The sequence below is a fragment of the Ruegeria sp. HKCCE4148 genome (genome assembly GCF_017872495.1).
Classification (GTDB): Bacteria; Pseudomonadota; Alphaproteobacteria; order Rhodobacterales; family Rhodobacteraceae; genus Ruegeria.
Window position 1 is genome coordinate 196,822 of record NZ_JAEDOS010000001.1, and the last position, 24,225, is coordinate 221,046.

Annotated in this window: 25 protein-coding genes and 1 tRNA gene; 12 read left to right on the top strand and 14 right to left on the bottom strand. The window is 58.4% G+C overall.

Annotated features, from left to right (window positions below):
• The first annotated feature begins 8 nt into the window (after positions 1–8).
• A complete protein-coding gene (locus I9187_RS00970) occupies positions 9–620 on the top strand; it encodes an FMN-binding negative transcriptional regulator (protein WP_171178443.1) in 612 nt (203 codons plus the stop codon).
• 70 nt (positions 621–690) lie between these two features.
• Positions 691–1,299, top strand: a complete 609-nt coding sequence (locus I9187_RS00975) for a glutathione S-transferase (RefSeq protein WP_171178441.1) — start codon at positions 691–693, stop codon at positions 1,297–1,299.
• Positions 1,300–1,321: 22 nt separating this feature from the next.
• On the opposite strand, the gene I9187_RS00980 is transcribed toward I9187_RS00975, so the two are convergent.
• A complete protein-coding gene (locus I9187_RS00980; protein ID WP_171178439.1) occupies positions 1,322–1,765 on the bottom strand; it encodes a c-type cytochrome in 444 nt (147 codons plus the stop codon).
• A 464-nt stretch (positions 1,766–2,229) separates the two neighbouring features.
• Between I9187_RS00980 and petA the strand changes: the two genes are divergently transcribed.
• Genes petA through I9187_RS00995 form a run of 3 tightly spaced genes read left to right on the top strand, consistent with a single transcriptional unit; the run spans position 2,230 to position 4,970 of the window.
• Positions 2,230–2,814: a ubiquinol-cytochrome c reductase iron-sulfur subunit gene (gene petA / locus I9187_RS00985; protein ID WP_171178437.1), complete on the top strand. Its 585-nt coding sequence runs from the start codon at positions 2,230–2,232 to the stop codon at positions 2,812–2,814.
• 14 nt (positions 2,815–2,828) lie between these two features.
• A complete protein-coding gene (gene petB / locus I9187_RS00990) occupies positions 2,829–4,160 on the top strand; it encodes a cytochrome b (RefSeq protein WP_171093028.1) in 1,332 nt (443 codons plus the stop codon).
• An 18-nt stretch (positions 4,161–4,178) separates the two neighbouring features.
• Positions 4,179–4,970, top strand: a complete 792-nt coding sequence (locus I9187_RS00995; protein ID WP_171178435.1) for a cytochrome c1 — start codon at positions 4,179–4,181, stop codon at positions 4,968–4,970.
• 144 nt (positions 4,971–5,114) lie between these two features.
• On the opposite strand, the gene mtaB is transcribed toward I9187_RS00995, so the two are convergent.
• Both mtaB and dapF read right to left on the bottom strand, forming a co-directional pair.
• Complete coding sequence (gene mtaB / locus I9187_RS01000) at positions 5,115–6,371, bottom strand: tRNA (N(6)-L-threonylcarbamoyladenosine(37)-C(2))-methylthiotransferase MtaB (RefSeq protein ID WP_171178433.1); 1,257 nt, start codon at positions 6,369–6,371, stop codon at positions 5,115–5,117.
• Positions 6,368–7,201 carry a diaminopimelate epimerase gene (gene dapF, locus I9187_RS01005; protein WP_171178431.1) on the bottom strand — a complete coding sequence of 278 codons (834 nt, stop codon included), beginning with the start codon at positions 7,199–7,201 and terminating at the stop codon, positions 6,368–6,370. Before dapF ends, mtaB begins: the two co-directional genes overlap by 4 nt.
• Before the next feature lie 220 nt (positions 7,202–7,421).
• On the opposite strand from dapF, the gene I9187_RS01010 reads away from it, so the two are divergent.
• Positions 7,422–7,497: transfer RNA gene (locus I9187_RS01010), tRNA-Lys, on the top strand.
• Between the two features lie 672 nt (positions 7,498–8,169).
• On the opposite strand, the gene I9187_RS01015 is transcribed toward I9187_RS01010, so the two are convergent.
• From I9187_RS01015 to I9187_RS01035, 5 genes are read right to left on the bottom strand one after another with little or no spacing between them, the layout of a single operon-like run.
• On the bottom strand, positions 8,170–8,712 hold the full coding sequence (locus I9187_RS01015; protein WP_171178419.1) for a DUF3833 family protein: 543 nt from the start codon (positions 8,710–8,712) through the stop codon (positions 8,170–8,172).
• The gene (locus I9187_RS01020; protein ID WP_171178416.1) at positions 8,709–9,326 is read right to left on the bottom strand and encodes a DUF3833 domain-containing protein; all 618 of its coding nucleotides are present in this window, start codon (positions 9,324–9,326) and stop codon (positions 8,709–8,711) included. The genes I9187_RS01015 and I9187_RS01020 overlap by 4 nt, the downstream gene beginning before the upstream one ends.
• A complete protein-coding gene (locus I9187_RS01025; protein WP_171178414.1) occupies positions 9,323–10,546 on the bottom strand; it encodes an MFS transporter in 1,224 nt (407 codons plus the stop codon). The genes I9187_RS01020 and I9187_RS01025 overlap by 4 nt, the downstream gene beginning before the upstream one ends.
• Positions 10,546–11,091: a hypothetical protein gene (locus tag I9187_RS01030; RefSeq protein ID WP_209509336.1), complete on the bottom strand. Its 546-nt coding sequence runs from the start codon at positions 11,089–11,091 to the stop codon at positions 10,546–10,548. Before I9187_RS01030 ends, I9187_RS01025 begins: the two co-directional genes overlap by 1 nt.
• Positions 11,045–12,376, bottom strand: coding sequence for an FAD-dependent oxidoreductase (locus I9187_RS01035; RefSeq protein WP_171237924.1), 1,332 nt, complete (start codon positions 12,374–12,376; stop codon positions 11,045–11,047). The genes I9187_RS01030 and I9187_RS01035 overlap by 47 nt, the downstream gene beginning before the upstream one ends.
• A 192-nt stretch (positions 12,377–12,568) precedes the next feature.
• Here I9187_RS01035 and I9187_RS01040 point away from each other — a divergent pair, with 192 nt between their 5' ends.
• Positions 12,569–13,294: an SDR family NAD(P)-dependent oxidoreductase gene (locus I9187_RS01040; RefSeq protein WP_171178408.1), complete on the top strand. Its 726-nt coding sequence runs from the start codon at positions 12,569–12,571 to the stop codon at positions 13,292–13,294.
• A 3-nt stretch (positions 13,295–13,297) separates the two neighbouring features.
• Here I9187_RS01040 and I9187_RS01045 read toward each other — a convergent pair whose 3' ends face one another.
• Positions 13,298–14,950 carry a DUF6504 family protein gene (locus I9187_RS01045; RefSeq protein ID WP_171178405.1) on the bottom strand — a complete coding sequence of 551 codons (1,653 nt, stop codon included), beginning with the start codon at positions 14,948–14,950 and terminating at the stop codon, positions 13,298–13,300.
• A 61-nt stretch (positions 14,951–15,011) separates the two neighbouring features.
• A complete protein-coding gene (locus I9187_RS01050) occupies positions 15,012–15,299 on the bottom strand; it encodes an I78 family peptidase inhibitor (RefSeq protein WP_171178403.1) in 288 nt (95 codons plus the stop codon).
• A 129-nt stretch (positions 15,300–15,428) separates the two neighbouring features.
• Between I9187_RS01050 and I9187_RS01055 the strand changes: the two genes are divergently transcribed.
• A complete protein-coding gene (locus I9187_RS01055; protein WP_171178401.1) occupies positions 15,429–16,541 on the top strand; it encodes an S-(hydroxymethyl)glutathione dehydrogenase/class III alcohol dehydrogenase in 1,113 nt (370 codons plus the stop codon).
• A gap of 109 nt (positions 16,542–16,650) precedes the next feature.
• A complete protein-coding gene (locus tag I9187_RS01060; protein WP_171178853.1) occupies positions 16,651–17,364 on the top strand; it encodes an NYN domain-containing protein in 714 nt (237 codons plus the stop codon).
• Positions 17,365–17,373: 9 nt separating this feature from the next.
• Here I9187_RS01060 and I9187_RS01065 read toward each other — a convergent pair whose 3' ends face one another.
• The 3 genes from I9187_RS01065 to I9187_RS01075 form a co-directional block, all read right to left on the bottom strand.
• Positions 17,374–18,312 (bottom strand): DMT family transporter, encoded by a 939-nt coding sequence (locus I9187_RS01065; protein ID WP_171178398.1) that lies wholly within the window; start codon positions 18,310–18,312, stop codon positions 17,374–17,376.
• Positions 18,313–18,456: 144 nt separating this feature from the next.
• Positions 18,457–18,870, bottom strand: coding sequence for a group III truncated hemoglobin (locus tag I9187_RS01070; protein ID WP_171178396.1), 414 nt, complete (start codon positions 18,868–18,870; stop codon positions 18,457–18,459).
• Positions 18,871–18,918: 48 nt separating this feature from the next.
• Positions 18,919–21,837: an error-prone DNA polymerase gene (locus tag I9187_RS01075; RefSeq protein WP_171178394.1), complete on the bottom strand. Its 2,919-nt coding sequence runs from the start codon at positions 21,835–21,837 to the stop codon at positions 18,919–18,921.
• A gap of 110 nt (positions 21,838–21,947) precedes the next feature.
• Here I9187_RS01075 and I9187_RS01080 point away from each other — a divergent pair, with 110 nt between their 5' ends.
• On the top strand, positions 21,948–22,412 hold the full coding sequence (locus I9187_RS01080) for a DUF1203 domain-containing protein (protein ID WP_170785285.1): 465 nt from the start codon (positions 21,948–21,950) through the stop codon (positions 22,410–22,412).
• Here the strand turns inward: I9187_RS01080 and I9187_RS01085 are convergent.
• A complete protein-coding gene (locus tag I9187_RS01085) occupies positions 22,409–23,398 on the bottom strand; it encodes an ABC transporter ATP-binding protein (protein WP_171178852.1) in 990 nt (329 codons plus the stop codon). The genes I9187_RS01080 and I9187_RS01085 overlap by 4 nt on opposite strands.
• An 87-nt stretch (positions 23,399–23,485) precedes the next feature.
• Between I9187_RS01085 and I9187_RS01090 the strand changes: the two genes are divergently transcribed.
• Together I9187_RS01090 and I9187_RS01095 are read left to right on the top strand one after the other, a co-directional pair.
• On the top strand, positions 23,486–23,662 hold the full coding sequence (locus tag I9187_RS01090) for a zinc-finger domain-containing protein (protein WP_170533977.1): 177 nt from the start codon (positions 23,486–23,488) through the stop codon (positions 23,660–23,662).
• A gap of 81 nt (positions 23,663–23,743) precedes the next feature.
• Positions 23,744–24,214, top strand: coding sequence for a hypothetical protein (locus tag I9187_RS01095; RefSeq protein ID WP_171178392.1), 471 nt, complete (start codon positions 23,744–23,746; stop codon positions 24,212–24,214).
• The last annotated feature ends 11 nt before the right edge of the window (positions 24,215–24,225 follow it).

Here is a 24,225-nt window from a genome sequence, read left to right on the forward strand (position 1 = left end):
GGATCACCATGCACCCGAACCCCGCCTTTTGCGCCGAGGAGCGCGCGCGCCATATTGAGTTCGCCCGTGACCGAGGATTCGGTGTATTGGTCTTGTCGACAGATGGTGCCCCGCTGTTGAGCCATGTGCCGATTCTTCTGTCGGACGACGGCAGGGTGGCTGAACTGCATCTTGTCCGCTCCAATCCCATCGTGCGCGCCTTGGAAAAGCCGAAAGCGGCGAAGATCGCGGTACAGGGGCCGGATGGGTATATCTCTCCGGATTGGTATGAGGTTGAGGATCAGGTTCCAACCTGGAACTACGTGGCTGTGCATCTGACCGGGGAGCTGGAGTTGCGCCCGCAGGAAGAGCTGTTGGATCTGTTGAACCGGCAGTCGGCCTTCTATGAAGAGCGCCTGCAACCTAAACCTCCATGGGCCACAGGAAAGATGTCAGATGAGGCTCTGACCAAAATGATGCGGATGATCGTGCCGTGTCGAATGCAGGTCGAGGATGTTCAGGGCACATGGAAGTTGAGCCAGAACAAGCCTGATGATGTGCGCTTGCGGGCGTCTGAACAGATTGCGTCAGGGATCGGGTCCGAATTGAATGTTCTGCAAGAGCTAATGCGCAACGCCTAGCCCTCGGCAAAGTGTGGGCTTTTGTTTTTGCAGGCCTTCTGTAAGGTCGGCTCAAACAGGGAGCCCGCCGATGAAACTCTACCACAGTCTGACCTCGCCTTATGTACGCAAAGTCATGGTATTGCTGCATGAAACAGAACAGCTTGAAGATGTTGAGCTGGAGACCGTGGCCGGAACACCGATCTCACCGGCTGAGCCACTGGTTAGCAAAGCACCGTTAACAAAAGTTCCGGCGCTGGAGCGCCCGGATGGGCCTACCTTGTTCGACAGTCGGGTAATCTGTGCGTTTCTGGATGCCCGTGCCGGTGGAAAGCTTTATCCCGAGGGCGCAGGTCGCTGGGATGTTCTTACACTCGAAGCGCTTGCTGACGGCATTCTGGATGCAGCCCTTTTGATGACTTACGAAGACCGCCTGCGTCCCGACGACAAAAAGTGGGATGCCTGGATTGAATCGCAGTGGGTCAAGATTGACCGGGCCTGTGCTGTACTGAACCAACGGTGGATGGCGCATTTGTCCGGCCCGTTGGATATGGGGCAGGTCGCCGTCGGCTGTGCGCTGGGTTATCTGGATCTGCGCCATGACGCGCGGGGGTGGCGCAAGGGTAATGACGCACTTGCCAAGTGGTTTGCGGAGTTTGGCGAGCGACCCAGCATGGTGGCCACCCGCCCTCAGGGCTAAGGCATCCTCAGCCGCATCTGCGTTACTGGCTGAACGTCGCCAGATAAGCAGCGATATCTTCCGCACCTTTCTTGAGCTTGACGCTCATGTTCGGGCGGGCGGTGTCATCGTCGAGATAATCCTTGATGAACCCGATGGGGTCTTTGGAATAGGCGGCGATGTTTTCTTCGGTCCAGACCAGACCTTCTTCACCGGCGCGGATCATGTCGTCGGTGAACATTCCGATGGGTAGGCGCTCGCTGCCATAACGGTAATCGTTCTCGGACCCGGCGACTCGTCCGATGACACCATAAAGATTCGGTCCGGTGATTCCGCCTTTGACCAGAACTTTTCCGTCTTTGATGATCGCGTGGCATGACGAGCAGCGGTTATAGATCGCCTTTCCCTTTTCGGGGTCACCTGCGGCAAGGGTCTGAGTGGACAGCGCCAGTGTAAGTAAAGCTGTGGTCAACAGGGTTTTTGACATAGGGGGTCTCCTGACAGGAGTTCGCGCGTTTTGCCCGCTGTCCTGTATTCGCGCAAAAAGTGCAACGGGGTAAACCTGCACAATTTGCAATTTAAATCATCTATTTGGGGAATATGATTTTGCAGAAAACAATCCCGTTCCCGCCGGTTGGATTGTGAACATTCAAGGCGCAATTCAGCGTTACATGGCTGGAACGCCCCGCGCCTGCTGGGCGTCGTCTTTGGTGTCTGCTGGCAATCGAATCAAAGCAGCCTGATTCGACCTGATCAACAAAGTTGAGCGCAAGATTCACCAAAAAAACGGCCTCGTTCCCTAAATGAAGCGGCACATGCGGCGTATTGCGCGTTTATGAACGCTGGACGAACACTATTCTCCCCGATAGTAAGCGCGTTTAAGACGCCGCTTTCACGCGGTGCGCGAGCTTTTTGCCCGTCCGCGGGCGCCAGACAATCGGAGATAACCTCGTGTCCCACGCAGAAGACCACGAAGGCACCCGCAGAGATTTCCTGTATTACGTCGCTGGCGGCGCAGGTGTCGTTGCGACGGGTGCAGCCGTATGGCCCCTGATCAACCAAATGAACCCGTCAGCAGACGTGCAGGCGCTTTCGTCGATCCGCACGGATGTGAGCGGGGTCGAGCCGGGTACACAGCTGACCGTCAAGTGGCTGGGAAAACCCGTCTTTATCCGTCACCGCACTGGTGCTGAGATTGCCGAAGCGCAGCAGCAGGATGAGGAAGCCATTGGCAGCCTGCCTGATCCGTTGGCACGGAACTTCAACCTGAACGCGGATGCGCCCGCGACTGATGCAAACCGTGTTATGCCGTCGCCCGAAGGCGAGGCAGAGGGCGCGTGGATTGTTCAGATGGGCGTTTGCACCCACTTGGGCTGTGTCCCCTTGGGCGACGCTGGCGATTTCGGCGGTTGGTTCTGCCCCTGCCACGGTTCGCACTACGACCTTGCTGGCCGGATCCGCAAAGGCCCCGCTCCTGAGAACCTGCCTGTTCCACCCGCAGAGTGGGTCGACGCAACAACCATCAAACTCGGCTAAGGGAGACCCAGTTTATGTCCGGAATTCCCCACGATCATTACGAGCCGAAGTCAGACGGCGAAAAGTGGCTGAACAGCCGCCTTCCCATCGTCGGCCTGCTGTATGACACCCTGATGATCCCGACCCCCAAGAACCTGAACTGGTGGTGGATCTGGGGTATCGTCCTGGCGTTCTGCCTGGCGCTGCAAATCGTTACCGGCATCATCCTGGTGATGCACTACACCCCGCATGTCGATCTGGCCTTTGCCAGCGTCGAGCACATCATGCGTAACGTGAATGGCGGCTACTTCATCCGTTATCTGCATATGAACGGCGCATCGCTGTTCTTTGTTGCGGTCTACATTCACATGTTCCGCGGCCTGTATTACGGCTCGTACAAAGCCCCGCGTGAAATCACGTGGATCATCGGTATGCTCATCTACCTGATGATGATGGGTACCGCGTTCATGGGCTACGTTCTGCCTTGGGGCCAGATGTCCTTCTGGGGCGCGACAGTGATTACCGGCCTGTTTGGTGCGATCCCGTTTGTGGGTGAAGCGATCCAGACTTGGCTGTTGGGCGGACCCGCCGTGGACAACGCCACGCTGAACCGCTTCTTCTCGCTGCACTACCTGCTGCCGTTCATCATCGCGGCGCTGGTCATCGTGCATATCTGGGCTTTCCACACCACCGGCAACAACAACCCCACGGGCGTTGAAGTGCGCCGTGGTTCAAAAGCCGAGGCCGAGAAAGACACATTGCCGTTCTGGCCCTACTTCGTGATCAAGGACCTGTTTGCGCTGGCCGTAATCCTGGTCGTGTTCTGGGCAATCGTCGGCTTTATGCCGAACTACCTGGGCCACCCGGACAACTACATCGAAGCCAACCCGCTGGTCACACCTGCGCACATCGTTCCGGAATGGTATTTCCTACCGTTCTACGCGATCCTGCGTGCCTTCACCGGTGAGGTCTGGGTTGTTCAGTTCGCCAGCTTTATCACCGGTGGCATCATAGACGCCAAGTTCTTCGGTGTGATTGCGATGTTTGGTGCGATCCTGGCCATGGCGCTGGCGCCCTGGCTGGACACATCGAGCGTGCGTTCGGGTAAATACCGTCCGATGTTCAAATGGTGGTTCTACCTGCTGATCATCGACTTCTTTGCCCTGATGTGGCTGGGTGCGATGCCCGCGGAAGAGCCCTATGCGACCTTCTCGCTGATCGCGTCTGCCTACTGGTTCGCCTATTTCTTCGTTATCTTGCCGATCCTGGGTGTTATCGAAAAACCGCTGACCCCACCGGAGACCATCGAAGAAGACTTCAACGCGCATTATGGCAAGGCTGACGCCGAAGCCACGCCGGCCGAGTAAGAAGAGGGACCGGATACCATGTTCAAGAAACTTGCAATCGGCGCTGCGTTTGCTCTGGCCCTGACCCCTGCTGCATCTTTTGCGGCAGGTGGTGGCGATCAGCATATCGAAGATTTCGCCTTTTCGTTCGAAGGTCCGTTTGGCACCTGGGATCAAAACCAGCTGCAACGCGGTCTGCAAATCTATACCGAGGTTTGCGCAGCCTGCCACGGCCTGCAATATGTTCCCCTGCGTGATCTGGAAGCGCTGGGTTACAACGAAGAGCAGGTCATCACCTATGCGGCGGACAATTTTGAAGTTTTCGATCCTGAATTGGACGACTTCCGCCCGGCGATCCCGACCGATCACTTCCCGGCCAATACTGCCGTCGGCGCACCCGACCTGAGCCTGATGGCCAAGGCGCGTGCAGGCTTCCACGGCCCTTACGGGTTGGGCATCAACCAGCTGGTCAAGGGCATGGGTGGCGCGGAATACATCGCCTCGCTGCTGGATGGCTACACCGGCAAGGAAAAGGAAGAGGCAGGCACCATCCTGTACGAAAACACCGCTTTTCCGGGCGGCTGGATTTCGATGGGCCCGCCACTGGCAGACGAACAGGTCGAGTTTGCTGATGGTCACTCGAACTCGGTCGAGCATATGTCGGAAGACGTTGCGGCCTTCCTGATGTGGGCGGCTGAGCCCAAGCTGATGGATCGCAAGAACGCCGGTTTTGTTGGCGTAATCTTCCTGTCTATTCTGTCAGTCCTGCTGTATCTGGTGAACAAGCGCCTCTGGGCACCACATAAGGGCAAGCTCCGTCCAGAGGATTGATCCTTTTTCGGAATTAGAAATCGAAACCCCCGCGCCCACCCGGTTGCGGGGGTTTTCTTTGGGAACTAGCTAAAAAGGGGCCAGCCCCTTCTTGGCCTTTGGCCAATTCATCCCCGAGGTATTTTGGGCCAGATGAAGGGCGGATCAGACAGTGAGTTGGTTTGAAGTCTGTCCGGTGATTGCAGCCGTAACGATCTGACCTTCGGGCTGAGGTGTGGCGAAGGACACTTCGGTGAATTGCTCGGTCCGGCCCATATGGGGGTTTTCCATCAGGATATGATGGGTTTTGCCGATCTGTTCCGATAGGTGCTTTGAGACCTGAGCATCCCCGGCCGCGCGCAGTCGGGCCGCGCGGTCTTTGATCACCGTTCCATTGATTTGCTGCGGGATTCGTGCGGCAGGCGTGCCGTCACGCTTGGAGTATGGGAAGACGTGCAGCCACGTGAGATTGCAGTCTTTGACCAGCCTGAGCGAGTTTTTGAAATGCTCTTCGGATTCCGTAGGAAACCCCGCGATAATATCGGCACCAAACGTCATGTCAGGGCGCAGCTTTCGGGCGTCTTCGGTAAATCGGATCGCGTCGTCGCGCAGGTGGCGGCGTTTCATCCGTTTCAGAATCAGGTCGTCCCCGTGCTGAAGCGAGAGGTGCAGGTGTGGCATCAGGCGCGGCTCGGTCGCGATGGCTTGCATCAGGTTTTCGTCGACCTCGATCGAATCGATTGAACTGATCCGAAGGCGCGGCAGGTCTGGCACCAGTGTGAGGATGCGCATCACTAGATCGCCAAGCCTGGGTTCTGCGGGCAGGTCGGCCCCCCACGAGGTCAGATCGACCCCAGTCAGAACCACTTCGTTGTAGCCCTTGTCCACAAGCCGCTTGATCTGATCCACAACAACGCCCGCAGGGACGCTGCGAGAGTTGCCGCGGCCATAGGGGATGATGCAGAAGGTGCAGCGGTGATCACAGCCGTTTTGAACCTGCACATAGGCGCGTGAGCGTGTGCCAAAGCCGTCGATCAGGTGGCCCGCCGTTTCGGTCACGGACATGATGTCATCAACCTGAACGGCCTCGGTCTCGCCAATGAAATCGGCGGCCATGCCTTTCCAGGTTGCGGGCTGCATTTTCTCGGTATTGCCGATGACCGCATCGACCTCTTCCATTTGGGCAAAGGTCTCGGGTTCAGTTTGGGCGGCGCATCCGGTGACGATCAGACGGGCGTTGGGGTTTTCGCGCCGCAATTTGCGGATCTCTTGCCGGGCTTTGCGGACGGCCTCAGCCGTCACCGCGCATGTGTTCACCACCACAGCATCGGTCAGACCTGCCTGCTGTGACAGCTCTTTCATTGCCTCGGTCTCATAGGCGTTCAGGCGGCAGCCCAAAGTGGTGAACTTGGGCGGGTTCATCCCAAAGACCCCAAGAACTCAGGGGTGATGGTGCCCGAGAAGACATGCGCTGTCGGGCCGGTCATCCAGACTCCATCCTCGCGCCAGTCGATCCAGATCGTGCCGCCATCCAACTCGATCTGAACTTTGCGCCCCGTGAGACCGCGTCTTGCGGCTGCAACCGCCGTCGCGCAGGAGGATGAGCCAGATGCCAATGTGATCCCGACACCACGCTCCCAAACACGCATACGGATGCTGTCCGTGCCAGTCACTTGTGCGACTTGAACGTTGGTGCGCTCTGGGTAGAGTGGATGGTGTTCGTAACGCGCGCCAAACTCGTTCAGCGGAATTGCCTCGGCGTCTTCGACAAAGAAAGTGCAATGCGGATTGCCCATACCGGTTGCCGTAGGCGCACCTTCGATCGGTAACTCCAGCGTGTCCATCTCCTCCGCCAGCGGTATGTCCTGCCAGTCCAGTTGAGGCTGTCCCATATTCACCGAGGTCAGACCATTGCCGACATCTTTTGCAAAGAGGGCACCGCGTTCGGTTGTCAGGGCCAGTTCGGACTTTCCGGTCTCATCCATCAGAAACCGCGCGATGCAGCGTGTTGCATTGCCACATGCGGCCGAGGTAGATCCATCGGAATTGTAGAAGACCAGATGTGCGTCCGCCTGGCCGTTTTCGATTACAGCCAATTGGTCGAAACCCACCCCAAACTGCCGATGGCCGATTCCCTTTGCGAGAGCCGGTGTAATCTGGGAATCGCACCCGCGCGCATCCACGATGACAAAGTCATTTCCCAGCCCGTGCATCTTCATGAAGGGCAAACCGGTATCGAGTCTCTGTTGCATGGCGGCGATATAACCCCGGTCCGAACATGAATCCACCCTGTTGCGCAGAATCGTGAAAAAAGGGGTTGACCCCCCTGCGACACCTGCCTAATTAGGCCGCCTATCGGGTCGCCGGAAACATAAGATGTATCGGTGAAACGAGGCGCAAAATAAGGACTTGAACCCGATCAGGGATTTGTCTTAAAGAGCGCCACGGATCAGGAAGATCCAGCAAAAGAGTGGGCCGTTAGCTCAGTTGGTAGAGCAACTGACTTTTAATCAGTGGGTCGCAGGTTCGAATCCTGCACGGCTCACCACTTTTTTAAAATTAAGGCGTTCAGTAAGCGGGTTTGGTGCGAAGACGACCGGGCCTATATGTATGGCTCACCAAGCTGCGTGTGCGACTTGGGCGTGATTTGAGTCTCTTGAAAGCGGGTCAGGCGCGATCGTTAAGCCTTTGCGGGTCGTGCGCGAATTTCGTACAGCCACGAACCTATTACTAATGCGGTTTTGCGCCATCGGTCCATCGCTGCGTGAGGCCTCCAACCTTCGGTAGACCACGTTGGGCGCCCATGTAAGGACAAAAACAAATGGTCCTTTAAATGGTGCTTTCGTAACAGGACCACGTCGGAGAGGCCGCCGGGCGCTATTTTGCCTATGTAAAATTGCTTTTGACTAACAAACCCGATAGGTTTTTGAAAAAGGTGGTCAACACCGGGGGCAGTGAGAGCGCAAATGCGACAGGCGAAAAAACGTGTTGTGCGGGCGAGTGTGCCTGCAGGTATGGTGGGCAAACGGGATGGTCTGTTTTTCCTTTGGGGCCAGATTGAACGAGCGCGTCTAAATTTGGAGAACACAGTTCCTTCTGACGGAACCGTTCCGGATGGGTCAGGCATGAACAGGAACGGCAGTAAAAATCGAACAGTGCAAGCCCCGGTAGACGAGTTTATTTTCTACTGATTCCGGAAGACCGGTTGATCCCGCTTCGGCTATCGCTTTTCGAAGAAGAGGATCACTTCGCCCAGACGTACGCCATAGCGTGAGACGTAGGCGCGATTAAGAAGCCGATCATCATCCAACAACCACATCCAATCGTCGAATTTGACGCGCATCGTCCCGTCCTTGATCGGCAGGTCGATCTTGTACTTCCAGTTGAACGTATCACCGCGCTCAATCCCGCTGGCGGTGCCCAACACGCCGGGGGCTGTACCGGTCCAGGTATCCTCACCGGTTTTCGTCAGCGTCCAGATACGCTGTTCGGTGGCGCCATCGTCATAAACGAAATCTTCGACTAGCGTCAGGGTTTCACCATCCCATGTCCCGTCGATATCCACCGTAAATCTGCGGGGGATATTGCCCAGAATATCCTGAAACTGACCGTAGGCCACCGTTTTGCCTTCGAAGAACTCTTCGAGATTCAGTTGCCGGTCGGACAAGAAGGTCTTGGGCACCTTCGGCTTGCTGGAACAGGCCGCCAAAAGCGCAAGGCTTGCTATGGCAAGAAAGGTGAGAAGGGTACGGAAAACACTCATTGCAGTGGTTTCCCTTCGGATGTCGCATCATACCCGTTTGCACCTGGCACGTGCGTGGTTTTCAAATCGGGAGCAGGGCGCATCGTAGCGACCAGTTCAGCAACCTTGAGGCCGAACTTGCGCATCTCGGATCGGTTCATGATGACGCCGTGTTCCGTGAGATACATCCAGTCTGTGACGTCCAGAGTGTGCCCCCCCGCATCTTCGGGCAGGATGATCCGATAGGTCAGTTTGACGGTTGAGCCTGAGATGACGCCCTGACCCTCACCGACGATATCGTCCGCCGTTGCGGTGAACGTGTTGCCGGTGCCCAGTGTCAGATACCACTTTCGGTTCATCTGTTTGCCGTTGGAATAGGTGAAGTATTCCGACAGCGTGCCCGAATTTCCGCTCCATTCGCCGACCATGCGCGCGACAAAGCTGTTCGACATCTTCCCATTGGGGCCATAAATCAGCCCTTCGGACAGGATTTCTCCGTTCAGATGCTCTTTCAGTGAAAAGGCAGGTCCGGTTCCCGAGTAGTCGGATGGAGATTGCGCGCGAAAGCTCAGCAGACGGGCGCGGATGAAAACTGCGATCAAAAGGACCAGCAGGATGATGGCGATAGCGTTCATTTGCTTGTGACCTCGGTGGGCAGGGTCAAGACCATTCCAAACGCGCCGAGCTTGAGGATGCAGGGCAGCACCGCATAAGCAAGGTTGAGTGTCTCTAGCGCGACAGCAGAATTGGCTTGACCGGGGGTGAAGCCGCTGCGTTCCAGCAGTGGCAAGGTGAAAAAGGCAGCCAGGGCGAGGCCAAGCTTGCCTGCGAAAGACCAGATGCCAAACGCCGCAGAGGCGTTCAGCCCGGCCCGGGTCAAGACGACCGAGAACATAGCGGGCAGCACGACCATATCTGCACCTAAGGCAGCGCCCGAGGCAAGGCAGATCACGGCAAACCCGGTTAGATTCCCAGCGCTCAGGGTGGCGGCACCGATAAACCCTGCGATTGAGAGGGGCATGGCAATCATCAGAGTCTGTTTCGGGCCAATCCGGTTGGAGAGTTTGGCCCAAAGCGGCACGCTTGCGCCCGCGCTGAGGAAGAACAGGATCAACAGCGGGCCTGCTTTGCCCGGCAGTTGCAACCGATCTTCAACAAAAAACAAAAACAGGGTCGAGGTGATGGCTACGGGCAGGCTGTTAACCAGGGCAAGCGCCAGCAGGCGCAACCCTCCGGCCTGACCCAGCCCTGCAAAAGACAGACCGGTGCCGGTGATTGGCGTGCGCCTCCAGATCGGAATAGTCAGCAGCAGGGTCAGAACTGACAGCAGCCCCAGAAACACTCCAAAAGCAGGATAGCCTTGGGCTTGCGCGCCAAATGCAACCAAAAGCGCTGGAGCGCTGGCAGCGATGACCACGCCGGTCAGTTGCCCGCCTTCGCGAAAGGCGGCCAAGGTCATCAGTTCTTGCGGGTCTGGACGTTTCGCCAAAGTTGCGCTGCGCCCGTACAAAAGGATGGTTCCCAGGCTGTAAGCCGAGAACAGCAGGATCAAAACCGCGATCAGCGCGGCGACACTGACACCCTGCGGCAAGCTAAAGAGCAAAGGGAAACCGACCGCCAACCCCAACGCCGCTAGAGAGGCAAATACAAGCTGGCCCTTTGGCCACTTGTCGATTGCCCAGCCAATCAACGGGTCCTGAACCAAATCAACAAGGCGGATCACCAGAAGAACAGTTCCAATTACACCCAGGCCAATACCTAAATTCACCGCCGCAAAGCGCGGCAGGTGGATATAAAGCGGGATGCCCGCCGCAGCGAGCATCAGCGCATACAGGCTGACCCGAGGATAAAGCATCAGCGCCCCTGCAGTTTCTGCGTGAACGACGCCGATCGCGTGTTGTCCCCCAGAAACACGGACATGAAACTACGCTTGATGCCCGGATAGGACATAGTGCAGGTTTTTTGCCCGTTCAGCCAGAAGCTTACGTTATCCGGCCCGTTGGACACCGCGAGAAAGCTGTCCCCCTTGGTCACGGCTTTGAAACACTGGTCCAATTGGTTGCGTACCGGGGCAGAGCGTCCGATCCGGTCCATCTCGTCCAGGGTCGAGTTGACCAGCGCTTTCTTCTTGAAGTTCTTGCGGTAGGTCAGTTGCAGGCCGATGTCTTCGCTCCAACTAAACGGAGCGCCGCCGGGGGTATAGAGTTTGGCGTCATAGAGCGGCAGACCCAGATATCGAAAAGTCGCTGAGCCACGCAGTTGCGCGTCCTTCAACTCTTCGTTCACGGGCGACGCCAGCGCTGCTGATGGGGCCAGTAGCGACACGGTCAGTAACGCTGCACGCAAAATTCCCTTATTCGGCGGCCACGGGGATGGCCGGGTCTTTCCCAGAAATGCCATTGTCAGCTCCGATGGTTTGCGGGGTGCCATTAATTTGCGCAACGACATGCATCGCGCTGGCAATCCCGTCTTCGTGAAATCCGTGCCGGTTATAAGCACCGGCAAACCAAGTTCGGTTCTGTCCCTGCATCTCGCGGATTTGCCCTTGTGCCTTCAGGGCGGCTTTGTCGAATACCGGATGGGCAAATTCGACCTGATCATAGATTTTGTCCGCGGGAATTTCTGATGAAGCATTCAGCGTCACAAACAGGGGATCGCTGTCCGGGATGTTCTGAAGCCTGTTCATCCAATATGTCACGCCCACATTTCCGGCTTGCGAGCGATAGGTCCAACTGGACCAACACGCGCGCCGCTTGGGCATTTGGCGTTGGTCGCAGTGCAGTATGGCGGTGTTGGGTTGATAGCGGATCGCGCCCAAAGCTGCGGCCTCGGCCGGGGTTGCGCCTTCGCCCAAAATGGCGAGGGACTGGTCCGAGTGGGTCGCCAGGATGATCTCGTCGAATTGATCCGTATGCCCCTGGCTGGTGACGCTGACGCCCATGTCGTCGCGATGAACGTGTTGAACCGGGGCGGCCAGTCGGATGTCGCAGCCACGTGCGCGCAGAGCGGCGTCTATGCGGCGGACGTATTCGATGCTACCGCCGCTGACTGTATACCATTGATGCTGATTGGCACGCCCACTCGCCAGCAACGCATGGTTGCGGAAGAACTGCACAAGCGAACGGGCCGGGAACTGATCTACGAACTCAACCGGCGTGGACCAGATCGCGCCGCACATGGGCATCAGATAGTTGTGCCGGAACCAGTGACCCAGACGCAGTTGATCGACCAGTTCACCAATCGTTGTGTCGTCGTCCTTGGCGGCCTCGGGCGCTTCTTTGCCGAAGCGTATGATGTCTGCAATCATCTTGTAGTAGGCAGGGCGCGCCAGATTGCGTTTCTGCGCCGTCAGCGTGCGCAGATTGTTCAACCCGTATTCGATGCGGCCATTGTCGATGGTCGCGCCAAAGCTCATTTCGCTTTTGGTGACGGGTACGTTCAGCTCGTCAAAAAGCTGCGTCAGGTAAGGGTAGGTTGCGTAGTTGAAAACGATAAAGCCGGTGTCGACCGGCTGGTCGCCGTTTTTGCCAGCCATCACCGTGCGGGCATGACCACCCAGCCTGGGTTCGGCTTCATACACCGTCACGTCGTTGTTTTCTGAAAGGTAATACGCGGCAGAGAGACCCGAAACGCCTGCACCTACAATCGCAATTTTCTTCCGTACACCCCGGGTTTCGTCGAACATTCCAGCCTCGTTATGTGACATTTTACAATGAGATACGCAGGGTATGCCGTGCTGGATCAATCCGGATAGAAGTTTTTAACAGATGCACTATCTTGTGACTTCGGGTTTCAGCGCCCGCTTCCTTGCGTCACCCTATGATCCACTGCGGGTGCAGGGCCGTAAAAAGTGTAACTTCAACGAAACGGCGCGGGTATGAGCAGCTTTGACGGAAAAACCTATTGGATCATCGGCGCAAGCGAAGGCTTGGGCCGTGCCTTGGCCGAGGCACTGAGCGGTAAGGGCGCGCATCTGATATTGTCTGCACGCAACGCCGCGCGTTTGAATGAAATCTGTTCCAAGCTTCCAAATGCACGCGCGATTCCGTGTGATGTGACCGATTTAGACTCTGTACGCAATGCCGTGGCCGAGGCAGGTCAGATCGACGGTCTGGTTTACAATGCAGGCGCTTACGAGCCCATGCGCTCGGGCGAATGGGATACCGAGGCTTCGCTCAGGATTAGCGATGTGAACTATTCGGGGGCGTTGCGGGTATTAGGTGAAACGGTTCCGGGCTTTGTTCAGGCGCGTCAAGGAGAGATCACTCTGATCGGGTCGCTGGCCGGATATCACGGTTTGCCTGCCGCTATCGGATATGGGGCCAGCAAGGCGGCGCTGATTTCGCTGGCCGAAACGATGCGGCATGATCTGGCGGGCACCGGTGTGACGGTGCGCATTGTCAATCCCGGCTTCATCAAGACCCGCCTGACCGACAAGAACAGTTTCAAGATGCCGATGCTGATGACAGCTGAGGACGCGGCAGAGCGCGTGGTCAAAGCGATGTCGCGCCGCCGGTTCCGTACCGATTTCCCGGCACCATTCTCGTGGTTTATTCGTTTGATTGACTACCTGCCGGATCTGCTGGTTTATCGCGGAAAATAGACTCTAACAAAACTGTCCCTGACAGAACCAGCCTGCAGACATGGTGCCTCCGTGCCCGTAGAACAGCCATAGGCGTTCGCCCTGTTCCGTCACCACCACCCAGTAATCGCGCACGCCGCTGCGCCAGTTGGGGTCATCCAGCCACCATTCCGGTGCGATCCGTTCCGGGCCGGTGGCCTGAGCCAGTTGCCAGTCGCGTCCGCGCCAGCGGAATGCGGTTGGGACATCTGGGGTTTCCGGTGCCATCACCGGCTCGGGCTGCCACATCTGCAAGGGCCGGGGGCGCGGCGGTGCAGGCCAGTCGCGCGCGGGTTCCGACCATGCAGCCGCCAGCGTCTGTGCCGTTTTCTCGGGGATATGAGAGGCGGCCGGGTGCCGTCTTGTGATCGCCTCCAGCCCAACACGCGCACCCAGCTTGCCGATCAGGTCATCCACGGCTGTATTGCCCTCAAGCCGGTTACGAGCCACGCGGCGTGCCTCGGCATGACCGGCGATGGTGCGGGCGTGGATGGGCTCGGTCTGGATCGCTTCAAGCCGCAGCATGTCGATGCCATAGCCTGCATCGATCTTGTCGATTTTCATCTCTAACAAAGGTCGAATACGATGTTTGTCATAGGTCGGGCGGGCCAGGCCGACCTCGATGATCTCGGCGGCTTGATCAGCACGGTGCGCCTCAAGCCGTAATGTCCGCACCCCGCGCCCTTTCTCCTCCAGCTTGGCGCAGAGCGTGGGCAGCACCCGATCAACCGCAGCCATCACATCCTCGATCAAACCGATCGGATTGGGCAGCGTCATGCGCACCGCGAACTGATGCGGCGGACGCGCGGGCGAGACCGGCTCGGGTGCGCTGCCCATGGCCTGATCCAGCCGCAGCACCAGCCCGCGCCCAAAGCGGCGCGCCAGCGACGCGCGCGGCTGGCCCAGTAGATCGCCGATCCGGCGCAGGCCCAGCCGGTTCAACTGCGTCACAACCGGGTCGTCCAGTCGCAGCGCCGCGATGGGCAGGGGGCTGAGCGCACCATAGGATTGCCCCGGCGCTGCAATACGCGCGCCACCACCCAGGGCCATCACTTGTGGTGCAGCCCCGCCTTTGGTCCAGTGTCGCCGCTTGCCTGCCCGGGCGCGGGTGGCGCGGGCCTCTTGGCTGATGGCGTCGCCATTGCGGTCGGATGTGGCCTCTTGACCTGCATAGCGTGCCAAAGCCCAGGCTGCGCCCAGCGTGTCGGCAATGCCCATTTGTACGCTGAGGCCCATATCAGCGCAGTCGGTTTCCAGCACGCTCAGCAGCGTCTCTTCCCCGCCAAACAGATGCGCGCAACCCGACAGATCAACGATCAGCCCATCCGGAGCTTCTTCGGCCACCCAAGGGCTGAACTTGCCCGCCCAGCGGCGCAGCGCGGTTAGAAACGCAGTCTCGGCCGGGGCGTTGCGGTGCCGTGTGATCAGGCTGGCGCACATGGCATGGGCATCGCGCACGGGCTGGCCCACACGCAGCCCGGCGGCCTGCGCCTCAGTATTCAATGAGGTAATGACCTGCATGTTCGACTGCTCAGTGACCACAGCCAACGGCCCGGCATGCAGCCCCCGCGCGGCGCGGATCAGCCGTTCAGCCCCAAGACGGGGAAACCACAGTGAAAGTATTCGGCGTTTTGGCATCGGCAGACATCAAAATGTTCCCACTTTGTTCTTATCTGAGAATCAACGCCCGAGTCCACGCTTACCCGCAGGTCAGGCGCTGAATAACACCGGCCCCGTTTACAAAGACGTTCAGCCTGTCGATCCGGTAATCCTGCGTTGCAATGTCATCGGGCCCCAACACGCGGGTGCGTTCCGGCAAATCGGCCTGAATGGACGAAACCGGCTGGCCTACCGAGTCGGCAAATGCTTCGCCCTGACAAAAGGCCAGATCAACCGGCGCGTTCTCGGGCGCAAGGCGTGCTTCTTCGGGGGCAGGGGTCTCGGCGCAGGCGGCCAGAAGGATCAGAATCGGGATAAATCGGTGCATTGGCGTTCCTCATTCCGGCAATGTCGTTTCTGCAATATCAAACAATTAGCAAGTCTGTCATGAAAGCACAGTTGAAAACACCCTGCAATTGACGCAGGGTCGGGTCAAAGAAGACAGGGAGACAGTGATATGCGCACCCGTGCCGCCGTCGCCGTTCAGGCGGGCAAACCTTTGGAAGTGATGGATGTGAATCTCGAAGGCCCCAAGGCGGGCGAGGTACTGGTGGAAATCAAGGCCACCGGCATTTGTCATACAGACGAATTCACCCTGTCGGGTGCCGACCCCGAGGGCCTGTTTCCGGCCATTCTGGGCCATGAAGGCGCAGGCATCGTGGTTGAGGTCGGCCCCGGCGTCACCAGCCTGAAGCCGGGTGACCACGTGATCCCTCTTTACACTCCTGAATGTCGCGAGTGTGAATACTGTCTGCATCCCAAAACCAACCTGTGCCAGGCGATCCGGGAAACCCAAGGCAAAGGCTTGATGCCCGACGGGACCTCGCGATTCTCGACTTTGGATGGTGATCCGATACTGCATTACATGGGCTGCTCGACCTTCTCGAACCACACGGTTCTGCCCGAGATCGCGCTGGCCAAAGTGCGTGAAGACGCGCCTTTCGACAAGATCTGCTATATCGGCTGCGGCGTCACCACCGGCATCGGCGCTGTGATCAACACCGCCAAGGTCGAAATCGGCAGCCGGGCCATCGTGTTCGGCTTGGGTGGCATTGGCCTGAACGTGATTCAGGGTCTGCGTCTGGCCGGGGCGGATCAGATCGTTGGCGTTGACCTGAACCCATCGAAGGTCGAGATGGCCACGAAATTCGGCATGACCGATTTTGTGAACCCCAAAGAGGTCGAAGGCGACCTGGTTCCCTATCTGGTCAACCTGACCAAGGGCGGCGCGGATTATACCTTTGACGCCACCGGCAACGTCGGCGTGATGCGCGACGCACTGGAATCGGCGCACAAAGGCTGGGGTGAATCGATCATCATCGGCGTGGCGCCTGCTGGGGCCGAGATCTCGACCCGTCCGTTCCAGCTGGTCACCGGCCGGTCATGGCGCGGCACAGCCTTCGGCGGCGCACGTGGTCGGACCGACGTGCCCAAGATCGTCGACTGGTACATGGAAGGCAAAATCGAGATTGACCCGATGATCACCCACACCATGGGTCTGGACGACATCAACCACGGCTTCGACCTGATGCATAAGGGTGAGAGTATCCGGTCGGTTGTAGAGTACTGATAAAACTCAAATAATCTTAAAGGGCGGGCTTTTGCTCGCCCTTTTTTGTTACTACATTCCGCAATGCGAATTAGTTTTGTTTTGAGGAATTACAGTGACAACAGCAGGCATGGATCGCTTGGCGGTCCTTATTGATGCAGAGAATGTACCGGCAAAACACGCGCCGGAGATTTTTGAAGAAATCGCCACTTTGGGCGAGGCAAGCCTAAGGCGGATCTACGGAGATTTTTCGAACGGGTCGCCGCAGGGATGGAGCTCTGGATCATTGGCGGAATACGCAATTGTTCCCCAACAGCAATTTGCCAATGCGTCCAAAAAGAACTCCAGCGATATTGCCTTGGTCATTGATGCTATGGATATCTTGCACAGCAGTCGGTTCAGTGGGTTTGTGTTGGTATCATCCGATAGTGACTTTACCCGCTTGGCCAGCCGCATCCGCGAGCAGGGGTTGAAGGTATTCGGCATTGGTGAAGAACGAAAGGCTCCCAAAGCGTTCGTGAATGCTTGCAACAGGTTTATCTACATTGAAAACATCCACAAGCCGGAGTGCGGAGCAAATACTTCAAAAGAAAACAAAGACGCAAAATCGAAACATGGATTGAACCATGCGTATCAATTGATCCGGAATGTTGTGTTGAACACAAACGAGGCGGACGGGTGGGCCAGTCTTTCCTTTGTGGGTAACCAACTTGGTAAGATGTATCCGGATTTCGACTCTCGCACTTACGGCCACAAAAGGCTAGGCGATTTGGTCCGCGCCATTGGCCGCTTTGAAGAAGGTGATATCAACGGGGGTCTCAAGATCAGGTGTAAGGACAGTTGAAGCCTTGCTTCAGCCCCCCGGCCTCGTTGCTCCCGTATCCGACCGCGGAGACCGCACTCGCAATACTGGCGTGTTGACCGACGAAGTATTGGCCCGGCTCTCGCGCCACACCACGAACACACCCGATGCAATGATGACACTGGCCCCGACCGCGACCCAGCCGTCCGGGCGTTCACCAAAGAAGATCATGCCAAACAGTGTGGCCCAAATGATCTGACTGTATTGGCTGGGGGCCACGACCCCTGCAGGCGCGGCACGGTAGGCGAGGATGATCAAATGCTGGGCGATGACCGAGAACACGCCAACCAGCGCCATCATAGCCAGATGCAGCAGCGAGGGCGGCTGATAGACGGCAGGTTGCGCAAGGCTCATCACCACGATGGCTAGAAGCATCGGATAGAGGATGAGCACGGCCGAACGTTCCTCATTCCCGATCTTTCGCACCAGAACAGAGCCAAACGCGCTGCAAAACGCAGCTGTCAGGGCGGTAAGGTGACCGAGGGTGATGTCCGTCGTGCCGGGGCGCAGGACGATCAGAACGCCGATAAGACCAACGACGACGGCGGCCCAGCGTTGGGCGCGGACGACCTCCCCCAATATGGGGATCGACAGAACCGTAACGAACAGGGGGAAAGCAAACAGCAGCGAATAGACCTCGGCCAGTGGCAGCACCGAAAACGAATAGAAGGCGCAGACCATGGATGTGACCATCAGGGCCGAGCGCAGCAGCACCAGCCAGGGATGGTGCGGCAGGAAGTTGCCCGTGGTCCGGTCGGTCAGGATCGTCACCGCCATCGGTACAAAGGAAAACAGCGTGGCGAAGAAAATGATCTGCATCACCGAATACGTCCCGCCCAGCACCTTGATCAGCGCGTCGTGGCTGGCAAAGACCGCGAATCCCGCAAACGCGAAACCAAGGCCCCTGAGGGTGGTGTTTTGAGTGCTCATCGATATGGCCTCGGGCGATGTCGGTGTGGTGGCACTGTGCCGTCGCAGCGCAAAGGGGCTGTCTTGCCCCTGAGTAACCCCATTTTTGCGGTCCGCATAGTCCCTATTTTACCGCTAACATGACAAAGCCGCCATGCAGAGGGATCAACGCAGGATCGGTGGCGCGTCTTTGGGTTGACGGGCCGATTGCACGCCAGCCTTCATCCCCACGCCGATACGTCGGGCCAGCGCGACCCAAGGGACTGCGGTTTCGGGCGGCAAGGTCTGGGTTGCAACCTCTTCGAACAGGTCCAGCCAGTGGGCAAACATCTCGGGTTTCACATCGGGCCGTTCTATATGGACCCGCTGTGGATTGCCGTCGTAGCTGCGTTCAAACAAGATGGCGTTGCGCCAGAACGCGGCGATCTTGTCCTCGTGCGCGGGCCAGTCGGTGACATGGTTGGCAAAGACCGGACCCAGCACAGCGTCTTCTCGTACGCGGGCATAGAAGGCGTGAACCTGCGCATTGATCTGGTGGGGTGTCGCCGGAAAGCGCGGCGGCAGGGTGGGTCTGGACATGAGGTCACCAAATTCGACTCTGTCTCGGAGCAATATCCCCTTCAACCGTCATGCAACAGGCGTGGTTTTGTCGCGCGGCTCGGGCGTCAGGATATGCCGTAGCAAGGCCACCGGATGCGCCCGCAGGCTAAGACGGGTGGCGACGTAATCTTCGACCACCTGCTCACCCAATGTCATTTGCGGCAGATAGGCTTCGGGCTCGTCCAGCGCCTCACCTTCCAGATCTTGCGAGAACAGAGGCAAGGGCTTGGCGGTCGCAATCGCCTTGGCCTGCCACAAGGCCTCGCGTCGTGTCAGGTCGCAGGCAGCAAAGGCATCGGCCTCGGCCAGGCGTTCGATCACTGACGGCCCCAGACCCGCGCGACGCCACACATCGTCGACCTGATGGTAGCCGTTGCCGCGCGCAGCGGTCAGCCAGCTGGCGTCTTCCTCGCTGAGGCCTTTGATCTGACGGAACCCCAACCGCAGGGCCAGCCCACCATGGCCGTCAGGCTCCATCACATTGTCCCAGAAGCTGGCATTGATGCAGACCGGGCGCACCTGCACCCCATGTTCGCGCGCATCGCGTACGATCTGGGCGGGCGCATAGAACCCCATGGGCTGTGAGTTCAGCAGCGCGCAGGCGAAAATCCCGGGATGGTGGCATTTTATCCAGGCCGAGGCATAGACCAGCAAGGCAAAGCTGGCCGCATGGCTTTCAGGGAAGCCATAGGACCCAAACCCTTCGATCTGTGAAAAGCAGCGCTCGGCAAACTCGTCATCATACCCGTTGCGCTTCATTCCGCGCAGGAATAGCGCGCGAAATTCGCTGACATTGCCATGCTTTTTGAAGGTTGCAAGCGACCGTCGCAGCCGATCGGCCTGTTCCGGGGTGAAACCCGCACCCACAATGGCGATCTGCATCGCCTGTTCCTGAAACAGCGGTACGCCCAGCGTTTTACCCAGCACCTCACCCAGTTCGTCCGAGGGGAAGCTGACCTCCTCCTCTCCGTTCCGGCGGCGGATATAGGGGTGAACCATGTCGCCCTGAATGGGGCCGGGGCGGATGATGGCGACCTCGATCACCAGATCATAGAAATTGCGTGGCCGCATCCGGGGCAGGAAGTTCATCTGCGCACGTGATTCCACCTGAAACACGCCGATACTGTCGGCTTTGCACAGCATGTCATAAATCACCGGATCCTCGGGCGGCAGGGTTGCTAGTGTATAGCTGGTCTGATGGTGTTGACCGATCAGATCGAATGCCTTGCGGATGCAGGTGAGCATCCCGAGGCTGAGAACATCGACCTTGAGGATGCCAAGAGAGTCGATGTCATCCTTGTCCCAGCAGATGACCGTGCGGTCTTCCATCGTGGCGTTCTCGATGGGAACAAGTTCGTCCAAACGCCTCTCGGTGATGATAAAGCCGCCGACGTGCTGGGATAGATGACGGGGGAAGCCGTCAATCTCATACACCAGCATTAGAGTCTGTTTCAGGCGACGGTCCTCGGGGTCGAGGCCGATCTCGCGCATCCTGTGTGCTTCGAGCCCGGCGGTCGAGAAGAAACCCCAAAGCTGCGAGGACAGCGCCGAGATCGTGTCTTCGGTCAGCCCCATGACGCGGCCCACCTCGCGGATGGCGCGCTTGCCGCGGTAATGCACGACCGTGGCGCACAGCCCCGCGCGTTCGCGGCCATAACGATCATAGATGTGCTGGATCACCTCTTCGCGGCGTTCGTGTTCAAAATCCACGTCAATGTCGGGCGGTTCATCGCGCGCCTCAGAGACAAAGCGTTCGAACACCATCGTACCCATCTCGGGGCTGACTTCGGTGATGCCGAGGCAGAAACAGACCACCGAATTGGCCGCCGAGCCGCGCCCCTGGCACAGGATGCCCCGTGATCGGGCGAAATGGACGATGTCGCGGACGGTAAGGAAATAGGGTTCATATTTCAGTTTGCCGATCAGGGCGAGCTCATGGGCCAACATCTTCTGAGCTTTCTCTGACGCGCCTGCCGGATAGCGCCATTTCAACCCCTCATGTGCCAAACGGTGCAGGCGTTGGGTCGGAGTTTCCTGTTCGCTGCCCTCGCTGGGATATTCATAGCGCAGCTCGTCGAGCGAGAATGTGAGTTGCTCGCTCAGCTCATGGGCGCGGGCAACAGCGCCCTCGTGACCTTTAAAGATGCGCAACATCTCGGTCTCGGAGCGCAGGCGCTGTTCGCCATTGGCCAATGCCTCGCGGCCCAGATCATCCACCTTACGGCGCAGGCGGATGGCGGTCAGAACGTCGGCCAGCTTACGACGGGCCCCGTGATGCATCATCGGTGTGGCACTGGCGAGTGTGGGGATGCCCAGTTGCTTTGATTCAGTCTCTAACAAAGAGAAATATGCGCTGTCTGCGCCATCGTATCGAGGGTGCATCAACAGGTTTATCCGCCCGGCAAAGCGGCGCGTCAGTTGTTGCGCGTGTGTCCTCCATGCGCTCGCGCCGCCTTGGGATCGGTCCGCTTGTGGCCAGAGCAGCAGGTGGAGGCCGTCGGAAAACTCCAAAAGGTCGGACAGGTGCAGGATGCAGTCGCCTTTCTCGGCACGCAGGCGGCCAGTGGACAGGATACGGCATAGGTTGCCCCAACCCTGTCGGTTCAGCGGCAAGGCGGTGACGGTAGGTGCGTCGGTAAAGATCAGCCGCGCGGCTGGGATCAGGCGCGGCACTGCGTGAATCGGATACGAGGGCGGTTTGGGGATGTGGTCAGGGCAGGGTGGGCCGATGGAGGTGCTCTGCGCTTCCCACTCCAGCCGTTCGCGGACCTTGCGGGCAATCTCGCGCGCCTGGGTGTGGGCGCGGACAATCCCGGCGACCGAGTTGTCATCGGCAATCGCAATAGCGGGCAGGCCCAGGGTGACGGCACGCTCCATATACTCCTCGGGGTGCGAGGCCCCGGTGAGGAAGGTGAAGTTCGATGTGATCGACAGCTCGGCATACATGGCGATTCACTATTATATTCACGTTTTGTTCTTTTTCGAGTCCTTTGCGCAGGAAACGGGTCGCTTGAGATCGATCAGATCGGCAGGGTCGGCAAAAAAGGAGGCCCGATATGTTCAAAATTACTGCATTACCCACCAACGAGGTACGCGCCCTTCAGGCCGGTGGTCCGGATGCTTATGGCGCAACGCCCGAACACGCCGTTTCGACTGGTGCAGGCAATCCATGCCGCCACTGCCTGCAGAACATTCCCGAAGGCGAAGAGATGCTGATATTGGCCCATCGCCCCTTTTTAGAGACGCATCCGTATGCGGAAACCGGCCCGATCTTTCTGTGTGCTAAACCGTGCGAGCGGCATGAGGGGGAAGAGATGCCCGAGATTCTGACCACCTCTCCTGACTATTTGATCAAGGGCTATGGTGCGGATGACAGGATCGTCTATGGCACCGGGGCGATCACGCCCATGGAGCAGATCGGCGCAGCGGTGAAGGGCATCTTTGCTACACCGGATATCGCTTATATCCATGTCCGCTCGGCCAGAAACAACTGCTATCAGGCGCGGATCGACCGCGCCTAAAGCTTAACGCGGTGCATTCCCCGGCGCGGCTGGTCCTGATCGTCTGCAGGTTCCTCGGCGCGCGACGAAGTCAGTGCAAGGAACACATCCTCAAGATCGGCTTCCTCGGTACGCACGTCACGAATACGGATACCCACGGCACGGACGGCTTCCAGCACCTGCTCGGCGCTGGTTTGATTGCCCTGATATTGCAGCACAAGGCTGCCATCGTCGCGCAGCGCGGCTTCGACCCCTTCTGTTGCAGGCAGTTTCGTCACAGGGTTGTCCGGAACGATCACCATCGTCCGGCTGTCCATCCGACCCAGCAAGTTGGCGGTGCTGTCCTGTGCGATCTTTTCGCCATGGTTGATGATGGCGATCTCGTCGCACATCTCTTGCGCTTCTTCCAGATAATGCGTGGTCAGGATGATGGTCATGCCCTGTTCATTCAGTTTGCGCACATTGGTCCAGAGCATCTGACGCAGTTCAATATCCACACCTGCCGTGGGTTCATCCAACACCAGAATCTTCGGGTGATGCACCAGCGCCTTGGCCAGCAAAAGCCGCCGCCGCATCCCGCCCGACAGCGTGCGGGCATACGCCTCGGCCTTGGCGCTGAGACCCACCAGTTCCAGAATCTCATCGCTGCGGCGCTGCGCCTTTGGCACGCCATAAAGCCCGGCCTGAACCTCCAACGCTCCACGTGGGGAAAAGAACGGATCCAGGTTCAGCTCTTGCGGCATCACGCCAATGGCGGAACGCGACTGGCGCGGGTTCTGATCCTGATCGAATCCCCAAATAGATACATGGCCCGAGGATTTCACAACCAGCCCGGCGAGAATGTTGATGAGTGTCGATTTTCCTGCCCCGTTCGGCCCCAACAGCCCAAAAACCGACCCGCGCGGAACGGTCAGATCAATGCCTTTCAGCGCGTGTTTCTCGGGCTGGCCCTTGCCGCCGCGATAGGTTTTGCGCAGCCCTTTGATCCTGATTGCGGCATCGCTCATGTGGCTCTTGCCCCCGGTTTGCTCATCGCTCATAAACGCACCTAGTACATGCCCGCGAGGCCGACAACCGAAGAAGGATCGCCAGCCGTGACCATCGAAGCGCCGGAAACCAAGATCGTCGAAACCACCCGTGTTGCCTGTGATGGCGGTGAAGGTGCGTTGGGGCATCCGCGCGTGTGGCTGCAAATCCCCGAAGATACCGGCTGGGTCGAGTGCCCCTATTGCGACTGCAAATATGTTCTGAAGGGCACAGAGCAGGGCTGATTGCCCCCTAACCGGGTTTCGCCCAAATCTCGCCGCGATTTTCATGGTAGTGCGTTGGTGCAACCATCATAGGTGAGTGTGATGACCGACATGACTGCCACTGACACGGCCAACCCGGTTTTTGGTTGGATCGGGTTTTTCCTTGCGGCAATGGCTTTGTTCGCCGCGTTGTTTGTGTTCTGGGCCGGTCCTTTCGCGCCGCAACAGTCCACCGGCGTTTCATTGGGTGAACTGGCGGCAGAGCTTGGCAAATCCACCCTGCGCGCCGCAGCCGGGCTGGAGCAGCCTGCACCCGTGGCCCAAACCCGCGACCTGGACGATTACCTTCAAATTGGCGTGGCGATGCTGGGCGGGCTGGCAATTGTCGTCTCGGTGATTGGCATTTTGCGTCATGAACGGATGCGTCCGGCTATTGCGGGTGTCGCAGTCGGCATCGGCGCAATCCTGTTCCAGTTCTTCGCCTTCGCTTTCTTCGCCTTCCTCGGAGTTCTGGTGATCATGGCGCTGCTGAACAGTTTCTCGGACGTTTTCAGCGGTCTCTTTGGTGGGTAACGCACGTTCCT